The 17,857-nt window shown below is 71.7% G+C and carries 15 protein-coding genes; 8 read left to right on the forward strand and 7 right to left on the reverse strand.

Going from position 1 to position 17,857, the window contains the following annotated elements; genetic code table 11:
• Window positions 1-39 precede the first annotated feature (39 nt).
• From glpK to ACGFNH_RS07555, 4 genes are all read left to right on the forward strand, one after another.
• Window positions 40-1,563 carry a glycerol kinase GlpK gene (glpK, locus tag ACGFNH_RS07540; protein ID WP_393652075.1) on the forward strand — a complete coding sequence of 508 codons (1,524 nt, stop codon included), beginning with the start codon at window positions 40-42 and terminating at the stop codon, window positions 1,561-1,563.
• Between the two features lie 3 nt (window positions 1,564-1,566).
• Window positions 1,567-3,177 carry an FAD-dependent oxidoreductase gene (locus tag ACGFNH_RS07545; RefSeq protein ID WP_393652076.1) on the forward strand — a complete coding sequence of 537 codons (1,611 nt, stop codon included), beginning with the start codon at window positions 1,567-1,569 and terminating at the stop codon, window positions 3,175-3,177.
• Window positions 3,178-3,458: 281 nt separating this feature from the next.
• Window positions 3,459-4,130, forward strand: a complete 672-nt coding sequence (locus ACGFNH_RS07550) for a FadR/GntR family transcriptional regulator (protein ID WP_393652077.1) — start codon at window positions 3,459-3,461, stop codon at window positions 4,128-4,130.
• 272 nt (window positions 4,131-4,402) lie between these two features.
• Entirely contained in the window at window positions 4,403-5,521 is a 1,119-nt protein-coding gene (locus ACGFNH_RS07555; protein ID WP_393652078.1) for a PAC2 family protein, read from the forward strand.
• 101 nt (window positions 5,522-5,622) lie between these two features.
• On the opposite strand, the gene mshC is transcribed toward ACGFNH_RS07555, so the two are convergent.
• The 4 genes from mshC to ACGFNH_RS07575 form a co-directional block, all read right to left on the reverse strand.
• Window positions 5,623-6,852, reverse strand: a complete 1,230-nt coding sequence (gene mshC, locus ACGFNH_RS07560; RefSeq protein WP_393652079.1) for a cysteine--1-D-myo-inosityl 2-amino-2-deoxy-alpha-D-glucopyranoside ligase — start codon at window positions 6,850-6,852, stop codon at window positions 5,623-5,625.
• A 145-nt stretch (window positions 6,853-6,997) separates the two neighbouring features.
• The gene (locus ACGFNH_RS07565) at window positions 6,998-7,831 is read right to left on the reverse strand and encodes an SCO1664 family protein (protein WP_393652080.1); all 834 of its coding nucleotides are present in this window, start codon (window positions 7,829-7,831) and stop codon (window positions 6,998-7,000) included.
• Window positions 7,792-8,385, reverse strand: coding sequence for a DUF3090 domain-containing protein (locus ACGFNH_RS07570; RefSeq protein WP_393652081.1), 594 nt, complete (start codon window positions 8,383-8,385; stop codon window positions 7,792-7,794). Before ACGFNH_RS07570 ends, ACGFNH_RS07565 begins: the two co-directional genes overlap by 40 nt.
• A gap of 158 nt (window positions 8,386-8,543) precedes the next feature.
• Window positions 8,544-9,245: a histidine phosphatase family protein gene (locus tag ACGFNH_RS07575; protein ID WP_393652082.1), complete on the reverse strand. Its 702-nt coding sequence runs from the start codon at window positions 9,243-9,245 to the stop codon at window positions 8,544-8,546.
• 81 nt (window positions 9,246-9,326) lie between these two features.
• Here ACGFNH_RS07575 and corA point away from each other — a divergent pair, with 81 nt between their 5' ends.
• Window positions 9,327-10,322, forward strand: coding sequence for a magnesium/cobalt transporter CorA (gene corA, locus ACGFNH_RS07580; RefSeq protein WP_393652083.1), 996 nt, complete (start codon window positions 9,327-9,329; stop codon window positions 10,320-10,322).
• A gap of 123 nt (window positions 10,323-10,445) precedes the next feature.
• Here corA and ACGFNH_RS07585 read toward each other — a convergent pair whose 3' ends face one another.
• On the reverse strand, window positions 10,446-11,234 hold the full coding sequence (locus ACGFNH_RS07585; RefSeq protein ID WP_393652084.1) for a ferritin-like domain-containing protein: 789 nt from the start codon (window positions 11,232-11,234) through the stop codon (window positions 10,446-10,448).
• Window positions 11,235-11,510: 276 nt separating this feature from the next.
• On the opposite strand from ACGFNH_RS07585, the gene ACGFNH_RS07590 reads away from it, so the two are divergent.
• A complete protein-coding gene (locus ACGFNH_RS07590) occupies window positions 11,511-12,134 on the forward strand; it encodes a hypothetical protein (protein ID WP_393652085.1) in 624 nt (207 codons plus the stop codon).
• Between the two features lie 185 nt (window positions 12,135-12,319).
• On the opposite strand, the gene ACGFNH_RS07595 is transcribed toward ACGFNH_RS07590, so the two are convergent.
• Complete coding sequence (locus ACGFNH_RS07595; RefSeq protein WP_393652086.1) at window positions 12,320-13,372, reverse strand: LLM class F420-dependent oxidoreductase; 1,053 nt, start codon at window positions 13,370-13,372, stop codon at window positions 12,320-12,322.
• Between the two features lie 139 nt (window positions 13,373-13,511).
• Here ACGFNH_RS07595 and ACGFNH_RS07600 point away from each other — a divergent pair, with 139 nt between their 5' ends.
• On the forward strand, window positions 13,512-14,495 hold the full coding sequence (locus tag ACGFNH_RS07600; protein ID WP_393652087.1) for an aldo/keto reductase: 984 nt from the start codon (window positions 13,512-13,514) through the stop codon (window positions 14,493-14,495).
• The gene (locus ACGFNH_RS07605) at window positions 14,492-16,897 is read left to right on the forward strand and encodes a helix-hairpin-helix domain-containing protein (RefSeq protein ID WP_393652088.1); all 2,406 of its coding nucleotides are present in this window, start codon (window positions 14,492-14,494) and stop codon (window positions 16,895-16,897) included. Before ACGFNH_RS07600 ends, ACGFNH_RS07605 begins: the two co-directional genes overlap by 4 nt.
• Before the next feature lie 229 nt (window positions 16,898-17,126).
• Here the strand turns inward: ACGFNH_RS07605 and ACGFNH_RS07610 are convergent, their stop codons facing one another.
• Window positions 17,127-17,819, reverse strand: coding sequence for a hypothetical protein (locus ACGFNH_RS07610; protein ID WP_393652089.1), 693 nt, complete (start codon window positions 17,817-17,819; stop codon window positions 17,127-17,129).
• Window positions 17,820-17,857: the final 38 nt, after the last annotated feature.

Below are 17,857 nucleotides of genomic sequence, written 5' to 3' on the forward strand. Positions count from 1 at the left end.
TAAGCCTTCCGCCCCTTCGAGACCACTCCAGGAGAAACCGTGACCGACGCCCATACCGCGGGCCCCTTCATCGCCGCCATCGACCAGGGCACGACCTCCAGCCGCTGCATCGTGTTCGACAAGGACGGCCGCATCGTCTCGGTCGACCAGAAGGAGCATGAGCAGATCTTCCCCAAGCCGGGCTGGGTGGAGCACGACGCGGCCGAGATCTGGACCAATGTGCAGGAGGTCGTCGCCGGCGCCCTCAGCAAGGCCGGTCTGACCAAGAGCGACATCCAGGCGATCGGCATCACCAACCAGCGCGAGACGACCGTCCTGTGGGACAAGGCCACCGGTGAGCCGGTGCACAACGCGCTCGTCTGGCAGGACACCCGTACCGACGGTCTCTGCAAGGAACTCGGCCGCAATGTGGGCCAGGACCGGTTCCGCCGCGAGACCGGCCTCCCCCTCGCCTCGTACTTCGCCGGACCGAAGATCCGCTGGCTGCTCGACAACGTCGAGGGGCTGCGCGAGCGCGCGGAGCGCGGCGAGATCCTCTTCGGAACCATGGATTCCTGGGTGATCTGGAATCTGACGGGCGGCACCGAGGGCGGTGTGCACGTCACCGACGTCACCAACGCCTCCCGCACCATGCTGATGAACCTGCACTCCATGCAGTGGGACGACAAGATCCTTGACTCCATGGGCGTCCCGGCCGCCGTGCTGCCGGAGATCCGCTCCTCCGCCGAGGTGTACGGCACGGCGAAGGGCGTCCTGGAGGGCGTGCCCGTCGCCTCCGCGCTCGGCGACCAGCAGGCGGCGCTGTTCGGCCAGACCTGCTTCGCCCCGGGCGAGGCCAAGTCGACGTACGGCACCGGCACCTTCCTGCTGATGAACACCGCCGACAAGATCATCAACTCCTACAGCGGGCTGCTGACCACCGTCGGCTACCAGATCGGCGACGCGAAGCCGGTCTACGCGCTGGAGGGCTCCATCGCGGTCACCGGGTCGCTGGTGCAGTGGATGCGCGACCAGATGGGCCTGATCAGCACCGCCGCCGAGATCGAGACCCTGGCGAGCTCGGTCGAGGACAACGGCGGCGCGTACTTCGTCCCGGCCTTCTCAGGCCTGTTCGCCCCCTACTGGCGCTCCGACGCCCGCGGCGTCATCGCCGGCCTCACCCGCTACGTCACCAAGGCGCACCTCGCCCGTGCCGTGCTGGAGGCCACCGCCTGGCAGACCCGGGAAATCGTCGACGCGATGCGCAAGGACTCCGGTGTCGAGCTGACCGCGCTCAAGGTCGACGGCGGCATGACCTCCAACAACCTGCTGATGCAGACCATGGCCGACTTCCTCGACGCACCCGTGGTGCGCCCGATGGTCGCCGAGACCACCTGCCTCGGCGCCGCCTACGCCGCCGGCCTGGCCGTCGGCTTCTGGCCCGACACCGACGCGCTGCGCGCCAACTGGCGCCGGGCGGCGGAGTGGACCCCCCGGATGGACGCGGACGTCCGCGACCGCGAGTACCAGAGCTGGCTCAAGGCCGTCGAGCGGACCATGGGCTGGATCGATCACGAGGAGTAAGACATGAGCACCCTGCAGAGCGTCCCGAGCCTCGGGACGCACCCGGCTGCCGGCTTCAACCCCGGCCGCGCCGAGACCCGGGACCGGCTCTCGAAGGCCACCTACGACCTCCTGGTGATCGGCGGCGGCATCCTGGGCACCTCGGTGGCCTGGCACGCCGCGCAGTCCGGGCTGCGGGTGGCGATGGTGGACGCCGGCGACTTCGCCGGCGCCACCTCCTCCGCCTCCTCCAAGCTCGTGCACGGCGGTCTGCGCTACCTGCAGACCGGCGCGGTCAAGCTGGTGGCGGAGAACCACCACGAGCGGCGGGTGCTGGCCAAGGACGTGGCCCCGCACCTGGTCAACCCGCTCACCTTCTACCTGCCCGTCTACAAGGGCGGCCCGGTCGGCGCCGCCAAGCTCGGCGCGGGCGTGTTCGCATACTCGGCACTGTCCGCGTTCGGCGACGGCGTCGGCAAGGTGATATCCCCGGCCAAGGCCCAGGCGAACAACCCCGGTCTGCGGACGGACAATCTCAAGGCCGTCGCGGTCTACTACGACCACCAGATGAACGATTCGCGCGTCGCCGTCATGACGGTCCGCGCGGCCGCCGAATCGGGCGCCGTCGTCCTCAACCACGCCGAGGTCACCGGGCTGCGATTCACGCACGGCCGGGTCACCGGTGCGGAGCTCAAGGACCGCCTGGACGGAACCGAGTTCGGCGTCGACGCCCGGGTGGTGCTCAACGCGACCGGACCGTGGGTGGACCACCTGCGGAAGCTGGAGGACAAGAACGCCGCCCCCAGCATCCGGCTCTCCAAGGGCGCCCACATCGTCCTGAAGCGCAAGGCGCCCTGGAAGGCCGCCATGGCCACGCCGATCGACAAGTACCGCATCACCTTCGCCCTGCCGTGGGAGGACCAGCTCCTGCTGGGCACCACCGACGAGGTGTACGAGGGCGACCCCGCGGACGTGCGCGCCACCGAGTCCGACATCCAGCAGATCCTGGACGAGGCCGCGTTCTCGGTACGGGGCGAGCATCTGGACCCCGGCCTGATGACGTACGCCTTCGCGGGCCTGCGGGTGCTGCCCGGCGGCCCTGGCGGTGTGGAGCAGGCCAAGCGCGAGACGGTCGTGACCGAGGGGCGCGGCGGGATGCTGTCGGTCGCCGGCGGCAAGTGGACCACGTACCGGCACATCGGCCGTACGGTGATGAACAAGCTGGCCAAGCTGCCGGGCGCGCCCCTGACCGAGGACATGGAGCCGGTCTCCAGCCTCGTCCGCCGGCAGCCGCTGCCCGGTATCGCCAACCCCAACGCCGTGGCGCACCGGCTGCTGGTGGACCGTGACCCCGGCGTGCGGATGGATCCGCTGACGGCCCGTCACTTGGCCACGCACTACGGCTCGTTGTCCTTCGACATCGCCCGGCTGGTGAACGAGGACCCCGCGCTCGGCGAGCGGATCCACGCCGACGGCCCGGAGATCTGGGCGCAGGTGGTCTACGCCCGCGACCACGAGTGGGCGGAGACGGTCGACGACGTGCTGCGGCGCCGTACGACGCTGACGATCCGCGGCCTGGACAGCAAGGACGTGCAGGCCCGGGTGAAGGACATGCTCGACCGCAAGGAGAGCTGATCTTCCGGCCCGCACGGGCCGGGACGCAGGAAGGGGTAAGGGGCGGCTCTCCCGAGGGTCGCCCCTTACGGCGTCGTGTCCGCTCATGGCGTCGCATGCGGCCGCCCTATGGCCACCCGGGGGTTCGGGCACGGCAGGCCGTACGGGGTTCTGGCACGGCAGGCCGTCGGCGCACGCAGAAACCTCCAGGTCACGAATCGATGCCCCATACGGGACACAGGGCGGTGACCACCGGGCCATACTGGGGAGCAGACATCGGATGTCTGACGCGGGAGGACTGCATGGCCGTCACCGACGAGGCGATCGAAAAGATCAAGAACATGATCGTCTCCGGTGTGCTGCGGCCCGGCGACCGGCTGCCGAAGGAGAGCGAACTGGCCGCGGAGCTGGGCCTGTCGCGCAACTCCCTGCGCGAGGCGGTGCGAGCCCTCGCCCTCATCCGCGTCCTGGACGTACGCCAGGGCGACGGCACGTACGTGACCAGCCTGGCGCCCCAACTCCTGCTGGAGGCACTGAGCTTCGTCGTCGACGTCCACCGCGACGACACCGCTCTGGAGTTCCTCGCCGTACGCCGGATCCTCGAACCCGCGGCCACCGCACTGGCCGTACCGCGGATCAGCCGCGCCGAACTCGACGAGCTCAGCGCGCAGTTGGACGCGCTGGGCCCGTCGTCCACGGTGGAGGAACTGGCCGACCGCGACCTGGAGTTCCACCGGCGCATCGTGCGGGCCGGCGCCAACTCCGCGCTCTGCTCGCTGCTGGAGGGCCTGTCGGGCCCGGCCACCCGGGCACGTATCTGGCGGGCGGCGGACCGGGAGGGTGCGGTGGGCCGGGCGCTGCACGAACACCGGGCGATCCTGGACGCCCTGCGCGAGCGCGACGCCGAGGCGGCACGCGCGTGGGCCACGGTGCATGTCGCCGGCGCGGAGCAGTGGCTCCGCTCGGCGGTGTGAGCGTGAGCGTCCGGAGTTCGTACGCCCTTGGCCCCGGGCCGTATCGGAAAGACATCGGACCTTCGACAGTCATCCGATGTATGGCGACGTAAGGGCCCCGTAGTGCAGAGGTGAGGGGAAATGGGCAGGCTACAGCTCGGATGAATCAATGCGCGCGTCTGCGCGGGGGCTGCGGAGGGCCCCCGGTCTGGCCGTAGGCTGGGGACGCACGCAATGGATCGGCAGCCGGGGGCGATCCGCACGGACGTCCGCCGGTCGGAAGGAGGCGCTGGGTGATCGAGCTCGAGGGGGTTCCCGAGCTGATCGACCCGGTCATGGTGGCCGCGTTCGAAGGCTGGAACGACGCCGGTGACGCTGCCTCCACCGCGGTCGGGCACTTGGACCGGGAATGGAAGGGCGAAGTCTTCGCCGCGCTGGACGCGGAGGACTACTACGACTTCCAGGTCAACCGGCCCACCGTCTTCCTGGAAGGCGGAGTCCGGAAGATCACCTGGCCCACCACACGGCTCTCTGTGGCCCGGATCGGAGGCTCCAAGCCCCGCGATCTCGTGCTCGTCAGAGGCATCGAGCCGAGCATGCGGTGGCGCTCCTTCTGCAACGAGATCCTCGGCTTCGCGCACGAACTGGGCGTGGAGATGGTGGTGATCCTGGGCGCGCTGCTCGGCGACACCCCGCACACCCGCCCCGTCCCGGTCAGCGGCGTCACCTCCGACCCGGACCTGGCCAGGACGATGGACCTGGAGGAGACGCGGTACGAGGGCCCGACCGGCATCGTCGGCATCCTCCAGGAGGCCTGCACGCACGCGGGCGTACCCGCGGTCAGCCTGTGGGCCGCCGTACCGCACTACGTGTCGCAGCCGCCCAACCCCAAGGCGACGCTCGCCCTCCTCAACCGCCTCGAGGACCTGATCGGGATCCGCATCCCGCTGGGCGAACTGCCCGAGGACGCACGGGCCTGGCAGGTGGGCGTGGACCAACTGGCCGCCGAGGACACCGAGGTTGCCGAGTACGTGCAGTCGCTGGAGGAGGCGCGCGACACCGCGGAGCTTCCGGAGGCCTCGGGCGAGGCCATCGCCCGCGAGTTCGAGCGCTATCTGCGGCGGCGCGACGGCCAGCCGGGGGCAGGGCCCGGGAGCCCGGGGCAGCCGGGCGGTCATGCGACGGAGAGCGGCACGACATCCGAGGGGCGCGAAGGGGGCCGTGACGGCTCGTATCTGCGGGACACCTCCCGGGACACCTCCGGAGGGCGTACGCGGCCGTCCAAGCCGCCGTCAAGGGGCGACGAGCAGGACGGCACCGATTCCCCGAACTCCCCGGACTCCGCCGACCCCTCTGACTCCCCCGACCCCGGGTCCGGCTCGGGTTCGGGCCCGGCCACCGAGGACGAATAGGCGCGGGGGAGGCGAACTCCCGCTCCTGGCAAGCGACTCGGGGCGCTTCTTCGGCGAAGAAGCGCCCCGAGTCGTATTCCGGTGAGGAGGGTGTCAGTGCGTCAGAGAGCCACGCCCAGCAGTGCGTCGACGGCGCGCGACACGAGTCCCGGCGCGCCCTCGTCCGTACCGCCCTCGGACTCCTGGAGGGCGGCCCAGCGGTCGACGGCCGCGAGCGCGGCGGGCGCGTCGAGGTCGTTCGCGAGGGCCTCGCGGATCTCCTCCAGGAGGGTCTCTGCCGGCGGCCCGTCGGGCCGTGAGACGGCGGAGCGCCAGCGGGCCAGCCGCTCGACCGCCGTGTCGAGCCCGGCGTCCGTCCACTCCCAGTTGTCGCGGTAGTGGTGGGCCAGCAGCGCCAGACGGATCGCCGCCGGGTCGACGCCGTCGCGGCGCAGCGTGGAGACGAAGACCAGATTGCCCTTGGACTTGGACATCTTCTCGCCGTCGAGGGCGACCATCCCGGCGTGGACGTACGCCTTGGCGAACGGGTGCTCGCCGGTGACGACCTGGGCGTGCGAGGCGCCCATCTCGTGGTGCGGGAAGGCCAGATCGGTGCCGCCGCCCTGGACGTCGAAGCCCATGCCGAGGTGGTCCAGCGCGATGGCGACGCACTCGATGTGCCAGCCGGGGCGGCCGCGGCCGAGGGAGCCGCCGTCCCAGCTCGGCTCGCCGTCGCGGGCGGCCATCCACAGCATCGGGTCGAGCGGGCTCTTCTTGCCGGGGCGCTCCGGGTCGCCGCCGCGCTCGGCGGAGAGCTGCCGCATCGTTTCCGCATCGAGCCCGGAGACCGCGCCGAAGGCGGGGTCGGACTCGACGGAGAAGTAGATGTCACCGTCGAGTTCGTAGGCGGCTCCGGAGTCACGGAGCCGTTCGACGAGCGGAACGATGCCCGGTATGGCCTCGACCGCGCCGATGTAGTGACGGGGCGGCAGCATCCGCAGCGCGGTCATGTCCTCGCGGAAGAGGGTCGTCTCGCGTTCGGCGAGCTCGGTCCAGTCCTCCCCGTCCCGCTGGGCGCGCTCCAGGAGGGGGTCGTCGACGTCCGTCACGTTCTGGACGTAGTGAACCTGCCGCTTGTTGTCGAGCCACACGCGCTGTACGAGGTCGAACGCGGTGTAGGTCGCCGCGTGCCCCAGATGGGTGGCGTCGTACGGAGTGATGCCGCAGACGTAGATGCGGGCGACGGGACCGGGGTCGAGGGTGATCGGGCCCCCGGTCGCGGAGTCGTGGATCCGGAGGTCGCGGCCTCTGCCGGGCAGGGCGGGAACCTCAGAAGCGGGCCAGGCATGCATGCCTTGAGCGTAACCGGATGCCCGATCCTCACACGAACCGGACCAGCAGGGTTGGCCGGATGGGCGCTCTTGCACCCACCGGCTGCGATGTGCTGGTCCGGGGACGGATCGTGGGGCCGGTGTGGCGGGGAGGGCAGCGCCGAGGTCAGACCGGCGGCCAGGGAATGGCGGGCCACGCGCCGCTGGGCTCCGGATGACGGCCCGTACGGACGAGGGCGCCGACGCGCTCCCGGAGGGCGTCGAGCTCCTCAGCGGTGATCAGGTCGGCAAGGCGGGCGGCGAGAGCGCCGCCCCCGCCGAGGTCCTCCACGAGCCGGCTGAGCACCGCGAGGGCCTCCTCGGTGAGCGGTTCGGCGGCCCATCCCCACAGCAGCGTGCGCAGCTTGTCCTCGGCGTTGAACGTCACACCGTGGTCGATCGCGTACAGCCGCCCGTCCACCGTCGGCAGCAGATGCCCGCCCTTGCGGTCCGCGTTGTTGATCATGGCGTCGAGGACCGCGAGCCGCCGCAGCCGCTGGTCGTCCGCGTGCACCAGCAGCGCCGCCCCGCCCCCGGCCACCTCGGCGAAGCCGATGGCCTTCCACCCCTCCCCCGGCTCCTCGCCCTCGACGAGCGCGAGCAGCTCCTGGGCAGGATCCGCCTCGATCCAGAGCTGGCACATGCCCTCGCCGTACGGGCCGTCGCGCAGCACCGTCGGCGGCACCAGGTCCCAGCCCGTGGCGCGGGAGATCTCGTACGCCGCCACCTCGCGCCGCGCCAGGTTCCCGTCGGGGAAGTCCCACAACGGCCGCTCCCCCGCGACGGGCTTGTAGACACAGGCGGCGCTGCGACCATCCAGCTCGACGGCGCAGTAGAGCACCGCGTTCGACGCCTCCCGGATCCGTCCGCGCACGGTCAGTTCGCCCTCGGCGAGCAGTTCGCACACCGCGGAGTCGTCGGTCAGGCTTCCCCGCGGCGGTATCCGTTCTGGCGCGGACATACGTGTCCTTCCGGGTCGAGCGGCAGGCTGCACAGCGGGCACGGCGGGCGGCCGGCGTTGACCACTTCCAGCGCCCGCTTGGCGAACGCTCTGGCCTGGGGCCCGCTGAGCCGGACGCGCAGCATCGGCGGGCCGTTCTCCTCGTCCTGCAGCAGCCGCTCCTCGGCCTCGGCGAGGTCCTCCTCGGTCTCGGCCTCGAGCTCGACGAGCGCCTGGGCCTCGACGATCATGCGCTGTTCCTCGCCGTCCCACGCGAGCGCCATGGTGCCGACCCGGAACTCCTCCTCCACGGGCACCTCGAGCGGCTCGCTGTCGGCGAGTTCCGCGGGGGCGACTGCGGGCACGGGCGCGTTCCCCCCGGTGCGGCGCACCACTTCGTCCAGCAGCTCGTCGATCCGCTCGGCGAGTGCGGCGACCTGGGTCTTCTCAAGGGCGACGGTGGTGGTCCGGCCCGCTGCGCTGGCCTGGAGGAAGAAGGTCCGGCGGCCAGGCAGCCCGACCGTACCGGCGACGAAGCGGTCCGGCGGGTCGTACAGGTACACCTGACGGGCCACGTCCTGCTCTCCTCTTTGTCATCGCTGCGGAGTCTGTCCGGCGTCTGCGGTATGCACTGTCTGAACGGTCTGAATCGGTCGACGGGACCCGGGAAACGGCATGCCCGCAGGTCCCGCGTACCCGTCCCGCAGCCCGTCCACCCTACTGCTCGTGACGATCACGGTGCGCCCGTGGCACCGCCCACCGCCGCATCGCCCTCGGCACCCGGGGCGGCGCCGCCGTCCGGCGCCAGCGCGCGGAAGTCCCCGGTGTCGCCCAGCCGGAGCAGGAAGGACCGGACCGGGGTGAAGCGGATGGCGGTGACCGAGCAGGGCTCGACGGAGATCCGCTGGAAGAGGTCGAGGTGGAGGCCGAGGGCGTCGGCGACGAGGGACTTGATGATGTCGCCGTGCGAGCACATCAGGTAGACGGCGTCGGCGCCGTGCTCCGCTTCGATCCGCGCGTTCCACTCCCGTACGGCGTCCACCGCGCGTGCCTGCATCGCCCGTACGGATTCGCCTTCCGGCCCCGGGAACTGGGCGGCCGACGGGTACCGCTGGACCGTCGTCCACAGCGGCTCCTCCGCCAGTTCACCCAGCTTGCGGCCCGTCCAGGAGCCGTAGTGGCACTCGCCGATCCGCTCCTCGGTGTGCAGCGGAAGCTCCGGGCGGGCGTCCAGCAGCGGCCGCAGCGTCTCCTCGCAGCGCTGCAACGGGCTGGTGACGGCGGCCGCCAGCGGCAGACCTGCCAGCCGCCCGGGCAGCGCCGCGGCCTGTGCGGCACCGCGCTCGTCGAGGGCGACGCCGGGAGTCCAGCCCGCGAGCACCCCCGCGGTGTTGGCGGTGGAACGGCCGTGCCGTACGAGGATCAGCGTGGGCATGTCTGCCACCCTACGGGCTCGCGCAACCCGGTCCGCGGTTCATCGCGGGGCCCCGTGCACTTCGCCTGACTCCGGGGGAGAATGCGCTGCGTGATCGTGGACTGTGCCATCTACCGCAACGGGCGCCGCACCGAGGGGCCGGCCGACTTCTCCGATGCCCTCGCGCAGGCCCGTGCCGAGGGCGACGCCTTCCTCTGGATCGGCCTGCATGAGCCTACGGAGAAGGAGTTCGACCTTGTGATGAGCGAGTTCGGGCTGCATCCGCTGGCCGTGGAGGACGCGCTCAAGGCACATCAGCGGCCGAAGCTGGAGGTCTACGACGACTCCCTCTTCCTGGTGCTCAAACCGGTCATGTACGACGACGACACCGACGACGTCACCACCGGCGAGCTCATGGTGTTCGTCGGTGACTCCTTCGTGGTCACCGTCCGGCACGGTGAAGGCTCCCCGCTCGCGGATGTGCGGCAGCGTCTGGAGGCGGACCGGGAGGTCCTCAAGCACGGCCCGACCGCGGTGATGTACGCCGTGAGCGACGCCGTCGTGGACGACTACATCGACGTGGCGTCGGAGCTGCAGCTCGACCTGGAGGCGCTGGAGGCCGATGTGTTCGCGCCGACGGGCGGCGGGGACACGGGCACGACGGCGGCGCGGATCTACCACTTCAAGCGGCAGGTGGTCGAGTTCCGCCGGGCCGTGGGACCGCTCGCGGAGCCGATGGCACGGCTCTCCGGGACCGGTGTGCCGTTCGTCCATGATGACGCCCGGCCGTTCTTCCGGGACGTCTCCGACCACTTGATGCGCGCGGCCGAGTACATCGAGGGTTTCGACCGGCTGCTCTCCGACATCCTCTCGGCGCATCTGGCGCAGATGGGCGTACGGCAGAACAACGACATGCGGAAGATCTCGGCCTGGGCGGCGATGATCGCGGTCCCGACGGCGATCGCCGGGATCTACGGCATGAACTTCGAGCACATGCCGGAGCTGCGCACGGTGTGGGGCTATCCGGCCGCGGTGGGGCTCATGGCGGTGGTGGTGATCGGCCTGTACCGGCTGTTCAAGCGGCGCGGCTGGCTCTAGCGGGGACCGTGGGGCGGGCGTAGCGGGGACCGTGGGGCCGTACGGGGAGCGGCGCCGTGCGCGTGGCTCGGGACCGTACGGAGAGCGGACCGACCCGGCACCGCCCCGCGAACGGAGGCCCTTTCAGGCGTACTCGGGGGCCGGCGTGGCCGGGCCGCCCAGCGCGTCCCGCCGCTCCGGCATGGACAGCGTCACCATCCGCCGCCAGCCGTGGAACCGCTCGTAGAGGTACACGAGGCGGATCCCTGCCGTGAGCAGCGCGACCTTCGGTCCTGGCCAGCCCAGGATGCGGCCCATGTCCGTCATGAAGGCGAGGCTCACATCGCGGTAGACCCGGATCTCGGCCATCGCGCTCTGCCGCAGGATCCGATGGATCCTCCGGCCGTGGCCCGCTGCGGCGAGGCGCAGCAGTTCCTCGTGGCAGTACGCGAGGTGGTTGTCCTCGTCGTTCGAGATCATCTTGACCGCCCGGCCGAGGTCGGGGTCGTCGGCGAAGTGCTTGCGCAGCAGCCGCATCTGCTCGGAGGCGCGCTGTTCTGTGACCCTGCTGTGTGCCAGGTAGGCGACGATGTCGTACTCGGTCAGCGGCTCGTCGGCGCGGAGCTTGTCGTGGGCCAGCCCGATGCCCTGCTTCTCCAGGAGCATGGTGTAGTCGGCCTCGACCGGGACGTCGACCGGCTCCAGACCGCGCTTGCGCAGCAGGGCGTTGAAGATGCGCCCGTGCTTGTCCTCGTCCGCGCCGTGCCGGACGATCTTGGGCCTCAGGCCCCGCTGGGACTCCGGGACGAGTGCGGCGATCCGCGCGTTCTCCCAGCCGCCCTGGGACTCGCCACTGGCGGCGATGGAGCAGAACAGCCGGAAGGAGTCGTCGTCGTCGAGGATCTCCTGGAACAGGCTTCGGGCCGAGAGCATCACTGCCACCTCCGTACGGGCGTCCGCAGTGAAAAAGTCAAATGGGATGCGGGCCGTCCGGCAACAGCAGAGCCGGCGTGCTCGGCCGAATAGAGGAGTGAGCCGAAGAGGAGTGAGAAGTCCGCCCGCGGCGCGTAACCCCCGGGGTGGCCCCGCGTTGTGTTCTGTGACGGCCGTGGCGGGGAAGACCCCCGAGCCCCCACCACGGCCGCGGAAACCTCTCAGCCTCTCCCCCGCCACCTCTGGGTAGGGTGATTCCCGAGCCTGGAGGGGGTTGTGACAGCGGTGGGCAAGTTCAGCAGAGCAGCGAAGAGCCGCCCCGCACCACGTCGCCTGGGACCCGCGAGCTCGGACTGGTCGCCGTACGACCGTCTGGACGAGGCGGCGCGTGCCTACTTCCTGCACGCGGACATCGCGCTCGATGCGATTGCCGGAGTCCTGGGGAGGCACCGCGTCCGCGGATTCACCCTCGAGCGGGTGGTGGACCTGTCCGAGGCGGGCACCTCGGTGTGGCAGGAGGCCGCGGTCTGCGACGGGCGGCGGCTGATCCTGTGGCACAGCGAGGAACTGGCGGACGAGGACGCCCCGAACGGCACGATCCTCGACTCCTCGGTGCAGGTGCTGCCGCTGGCCTCGATCCGTCATGTGGGGATGCGGACCCTGGTCGGGCGCGACGCGTCGGGCCGGCGGATCGACCGCGGCGTCCACGTGGTGCTGGCGACCGGCACGCCCCACGAGATGAACACCGTGCCCGGCCCCGATCCCGAAACCCCGCTGTCGACCGCCCGGTTCAGGCCGGAAGCCTTCCGCTTCAGCAAGTCGCTCGACGACGGAGGGGCGGGGCAGATAGCCAGGCTGATCGCGTTCGGACGGCTGATGGGGCGTCTGGTCCCGGGCTGACGACCCATCGGCACCGGGTGCCTGGAAGTTCAAGTCCCTTGAGGTGCAAGTCCCTGGAGGTCCAAGTCCCCTGTGGTGCGCGGGACTTGCGGTCGCGATACGGATCCGACTGCCGTACGCATACGGCCCGGTGGCCGGGGGTCAGCCCCGGCCACCGGGCCGTATCCACAGCTCGGCGCGGGCCGCTACTCCGCCAGCCCCGCGCGCTCCAGCGCCTCCACACCGGCGCGCAGCGACGTCAGACGCTCGTCGCGCGTGAAGCCCGCCGGGGCGAGGGACAGGGTGGTGACGCCCGCCTCGGCGTAGGCCTGCATCCGGTCGGCGATGCGCTCGACCGGGCCGAGCAGCGTGGTGGAGTCGATGAGCTGTTTCGGCACCGCCGCGGCAGCGCCCTCCTTGTCGCCACCGAGGTACTTCTCCTGGATCTCGGCGGCCTCCTTCTCATAACCCATGCGCTGCGCCAGCTTGTTGTAGAAGTTCTGCTTGGCGCTGCCCATGCCGCCGACGTAGAGGGCGGTGTACGGGCGGAAGAGGTCGGCCAGGGCGTCCACGTCGTCGCCCACCGCCATGGGCACCGTCGGGACGACATCGAAGCCCTCGAGCGTCTTGCCCGCCTTCTCACGGCCCGCGCGGATGTGGGTGATCGCGGTCTCCTCGGCGTGCTCGGGCGCGCAGAAGAGGATGAGAGCGCCGTCCGCGATCTCACCGGTCAGCTCGAGGTTCTTGGGGCCGATGGCGGCGATGTAGAGCGGGATGTGCTCGCGCTCCGGGTGGACGGTGAGCTTGATCGGCTTGCCGGGGCCGCCGGGCAGCGGCAGGGTCCAGTGCTCGCCCTCGTGCGTCAGGCGCTCACGGGTCATGGCCTTGCGGACGATCTCCACGTACTCGCGGGTGCGGGCGAGCGGCTTGTCGAACTTGACGCCGTACCAGCCCTCGGAGACCTGCGGCCCGGACACACCGAGGCCGAGCCGGAACCGCCCGCCGGAGAGGGAGTCCAGGGTGGCGGCCGTCATGGCCGTCATGGCGGGGGCGCGGGCGGGGATCTGGAAGATGGCGGAGCCGACGTCGATGCGCTCGGTCTGGGCGGCGACCCAGGCGAGCACGGTGGGCGCGTCGGAGCCGTACGCCTCCGCCGCCCAGCAGACGGAATAGCCGAGCTTGTCCGCCTCGCGGGCGACCGCGAGGTTGTCGGCGTCCATTCCGGCGCCCCAGTAGCCGAGGTTGATCCCGAGCCGCATGCCGCTCCCCTTACCGATCAGTAACGTACCTGCTCCGCGGACTCTAGCGCGCGACCCCCGGATCCGTCAGTGCCGGGTTCGGTCCGGGGTTGTCCACAGGCCGCCTAGGGCCATGGCCGGGCCAGTAGTGTCAGGGCCCATGGAGCAGAGGCACCTAGGCCGTACGGGTCTGCGCGTATCGCGGATCGGGCTCGGCACCCTGACCTGGGGACGGGACACCGGAGAGCACGACGCCGCGGACCAGCTCAAGGCCTTCTGGGAGGCCGGCGGGACGCTCGTGGACACGGCGGATGTGTACGCGGACGGGGGCGCCGAGTATCTGCTGGGACAGCTCCTCGAGGGCCTGGTGCCGCGCCGCGATCTCGTGATCGCGACGAAGGCCGGCAGCGTCCCGGACCCCGACCGCCGCTTCGACGGCTCGCGCGGCCATCTGCTCTCCGCGCTCGACGCGTCCCTCGATCGCCTCGGCACGGACCATGTGGACCTCTGGCAGGTCCACGCCTTCGACCGCCGGACGCCGCTTGACGAGACGCTGCAGGCGCTCGACATCGCGGTCAGCAGCGGCCGTGCGCGCTACGTCGGGGTGTCCAACTTCTGCGGCTGGCAGCTCGCCAAGGCCGCCACCTGGCAGTTGGCCGCGCCCGGAGCGCACACCCGGCTCGCGAGCACGCAGATGGAATACAGCCTGCTGCAGCGGGGCGTGGAGCGGGAGGTGCTGCCCGCGGCGCTGGACCTGGGCGTGGGTCTGCTGCCGTCCTCCCCTCTGGGACGGGGTGTGCTGACGGGCAAGTACCGGCACGGGACGCCGACCGACTCGCGGGGTGCCTCGCCGGAGCTCGGCGCGTTCGTCGCCCCGTATCTGGACGACACGGCGAGCCGCATCGTCGACGCGGTCGCCACGGCGGCGGACGGTCTGGCCACCAGCCCGCTGGAGGTGGCACTCGCGTGGGTCCGCGACCGGCCCGGGGTGACGGCCCCGATCGTCGGCGCGCGGAACGCACAGCAGCTCATAGCGGCGTTGTCAGTGGAGGCGCTTACGCTTCCGGACGAGATCTGCGAGGCGCTCGACGACGTATCGGCGCCCCTGCACCGCTATCCCGACCAGGACTGGAGCACGCTGTGACCACGGACCGCCGCGAGGACGAATCCGCGCGGACGCCCGACCGCCCGGCCGATGATCAGCAGGACGCGACCGCGGACGCGGCCGTCCCCACCGGCGAGCGGACGGAGCCCCGCCCGGACACGGGCGCAGATCCTGTGAGCGGCAACGAGGCGAGCGACGTCTCCGAGGCAAGTGGCGCCTCCGAGGCGGGCGGTGCGCCTGAGGGGAAGGGCACGGCCGACGGGAGCGCTGCCGAGCGGCCCGCCGCCGTGGACGCACTGGCCGCTGCCGTGCGGGCGGTGGAGAGCGGCGAACGGGCCGCCGCGTCGTTCTTCACCGAGCAGAGCCGCCCGGCCGGAGGAGGCGCGAGGCCCGGGCGTGCACCCACGAGCGCAGCGAGCGGCCCGGCTGCTTCCGGACCGGGCGCCACCGCGTCGGGGCCGGGCGGACCGGGGGGACCCGCACCTGCCCAGGTAAGCGGCGGTCTCTCCGGGGACACGAGCGGGAGCCCGGCCGCCGCGGCACCGCTCTCGGCTGCCGGACTGCCACCCGCGGAGCGGCTGGCCCGGAGCGCGACGGTCCGCGAGGTGCTCAACGCGGGCGGCGCTCCCGACGCGCTGGCCGACAAGGTCCTCGATGTACTCGGCGAGCGCGCGGCCCAGGTGCTGCGCGAGGACCCGTGGCAGCTTCTCGCGGTCCCCGGGGTGCGGCCCGAGCAGGCCGACGGATTCGCCCGGGCCCTGCTCGGCGCGGACTGCGGCCCAGCCGACGAACGACGGGGCCAGGCGCTCGTCCAGTGGCTGCTGGAGCGTGCCGCCCTCGAAGGCCATACGGCGCTGGAGCCCTCGGCTCTGACCACGGCTCTTGCCCAGCGGTCCGTACCGGACCCGGAGGACGTGCTGCGGACGGCCATCGCGGACGGCGGCGTGCTGGTGTTCCAGGACGCCCTGGACACCGCCGGCTCCGCACCGGCACAGGCAGCATCGGACGAGGAGGGCGAAGGACAGCCCGTACGGGTCCTGGTCGGGCTCGACCGCTTCGCCCTGGCCGAGGAGAGCCTCGCCGACGGCCTCGCGAGGCTCGTCAACACCTTTGCCCCGGAAGCCGGTTCGGCGTCCGGCGCGGAGGAGGCGAGCGACCCGTCGGCGTCGGGCGCGCTCTCCGCCGACGCCTGGCAGGCCGCCGCTGGGACCGCACCGTCCGCCTCCGCCGCGGAGTTGCTGCGTGCGGTCGCGGGCCACGGCCTCGTCGCCCACACCGGCGGGGAAGAGGCCCGCGCCGAGCCTGCCGCGGTGGTGGCGGCAGCCCGTGCGCTGGGGCTCCGGGCCTATGCCGCGGCTCACAGCGAGAACGGCCGCAGGCGCGTACAGGAACTCCTGGACGCCGCACCCGCTGCCGCCTCCACCGCCGGCCAGGACTCCGCTGACGAGGGGGAGTTGGAAGGAACGCCGGGGAAGGCACCCGGCCTCGCGGCCGTCACCGTGGCCGGGCTGCTCACCGGTACGGAAGGGCCGGGCCGGGACGCCGACGGCGCCCTCGCCCTCGACGTATTGGCCGTGCTGGACGCGCCGCAGCTCGATGTGGAGTCCGCCGCCATGCTCGTCGAGTCCCTCCCGGACGGTGCGCGGCTGATCCTCGGCGGGGACCCCGGAGTGCTCTGGTCGGCCGGTCCCGGAAGGGTGTTCGCCGACGTCCTCGCGGCCCGCGCCTGCCCCCAGATCGCCTCCCGTACGCCCGACCCGGGCCCTATCGGCGAATTGGTGTCCGGCATCGGGATCGGTGAGCTCACCCAGGTGGAGGCTCCCGGGAAGGAAGTGGTGATCGTCCCGGTCCGGGACGCCGCCGAGGCGGTGCACCGCACGGTGCAACTGGTTGCCGACTCGGTGCCGCGTGCCATCGGCGTGCCCCCCGACCGCACCCAGGTGATCACGCCGGGGCACGGTGGCGCCGCAGGCACACGGGCTCTGAACGCCGCCCTGAAGGAGCGGCTCAACCCCGGCCCCGGCCGGTTCGGTGGCTTCGACCCCGGCGACCGCGTGGCCTACTCGCCGACGCCCGGCCGGACACTGCCCTGCACCGTGGTCTCGGCCGACGCCCAAGGGCTCCGGCTGGACTGCGACGGGTCGCCCGTCCTCGTGGAGCGCGAGCGGGTGAGCGAGACCGTACGGCACGGCTGGGCGCTCACCGCGCACCAGGCGGCGGGCATGCGCTGGCCGGCCGCCGTGGTCGTCCTGCCTGGCGACGCGGTCCCGTCCCTGACCCGGTCCTGGGTCTACACAGCGTTCAGCCGGGGCGAGCGGCATCTGTCGGTGGTGCAGGGTGCAGAAGGGGCGCTGCCCAGGGCCGTCGCGGAGGTGCCGGTGAAGGAGCGCACGACCCGGCTGCGGGCCCTGCTGCGCAGCAGCGCGCCGTCGGCCGGGTGAGCCCCGGCCGACGGCGGTGAAGGCGCGTCGTCACCCCTGCGCGGTGATCACTCGTCGCCGTGGAGTCGCCGTCCGTGCGACGGGCGCTACCGCCCCGACGAGTGATCACCGGTGCGAGACGAGTGATCACCGGTGCGAGCGGCGGCGCGAGAAGCGGCCCGCATCAGGACGGTGTTGACCACGGGTCGGCCCGCCGACGTGCCGGAGAGGGTGAGAAGAGGACGGGTGCCTACCGCTCGGAGTCGAGTGGCTCCAGCTCGTCCTCGTCCTCCTCATCCTCCTCGTCGTCGTCGAGTTCGTCGTCGAAGACCGCGCTGACGTCGAAGCGGCAGACGACCCGCTCCGGATCCGCCTGGTCGAAGGGCGCGTTCAGCCACTCCCCCGGTTCCGCCGCTTCGTCGGCCGCGGCCACCCACAGGGTGGAGTCGCCCTCCTCGAGACCGAACTCCTTGTGCCGGGAAGCGATCTCGTCCGCTTCGAACTCCCCGAAGAGCACGCCGAGCGCCGCGTGAACGCCCGCTCCCGCGCCGCCCTCGGAGCCGCTCTTGCCGGAGCCGTCCAGCTCGATATCCGGGTCGAGGTCGGCCACCCGCTGCGCCTGGGACAGCAGCCGCTGCGGCTCGGTGACCGTATAGTCCCGGCGGATCAGCACGCTGATGGCGTTCGGCTCTTCCGGCCCGGTGTAGGCGGGCATCGAACCGTCACCCGGGATCTCGAAGGGTGTGACCTCGTCGTACGCCTCGTACAGCAGCTCGTCGTACGTCTCGGCCGCCGCGGCCAGCTCGTTGAAGGCCGTGTACACGGCGGGATCGTCGTCACCCGATCGCCTCTCGACCGCGTCGAGGTGACGGTCCAGCGCGGATTTGACCGCCTCGGCGGCGGCGCGTACCTCGGCAGCGGTCGGCTGCGCAGCATCAGACATAGTGCAGACGCTATCCGTACTCGGGCACTACCCGCACA

It is taken from the genome of Streptomyces sp. NPDC048639, assembly GCF_043199075.1.
Classification (GTDB): Bacteria; Actinomycetota; Actinomycetes; order Streptomycetales; family Streptomycetaceae; genus Streptomyces.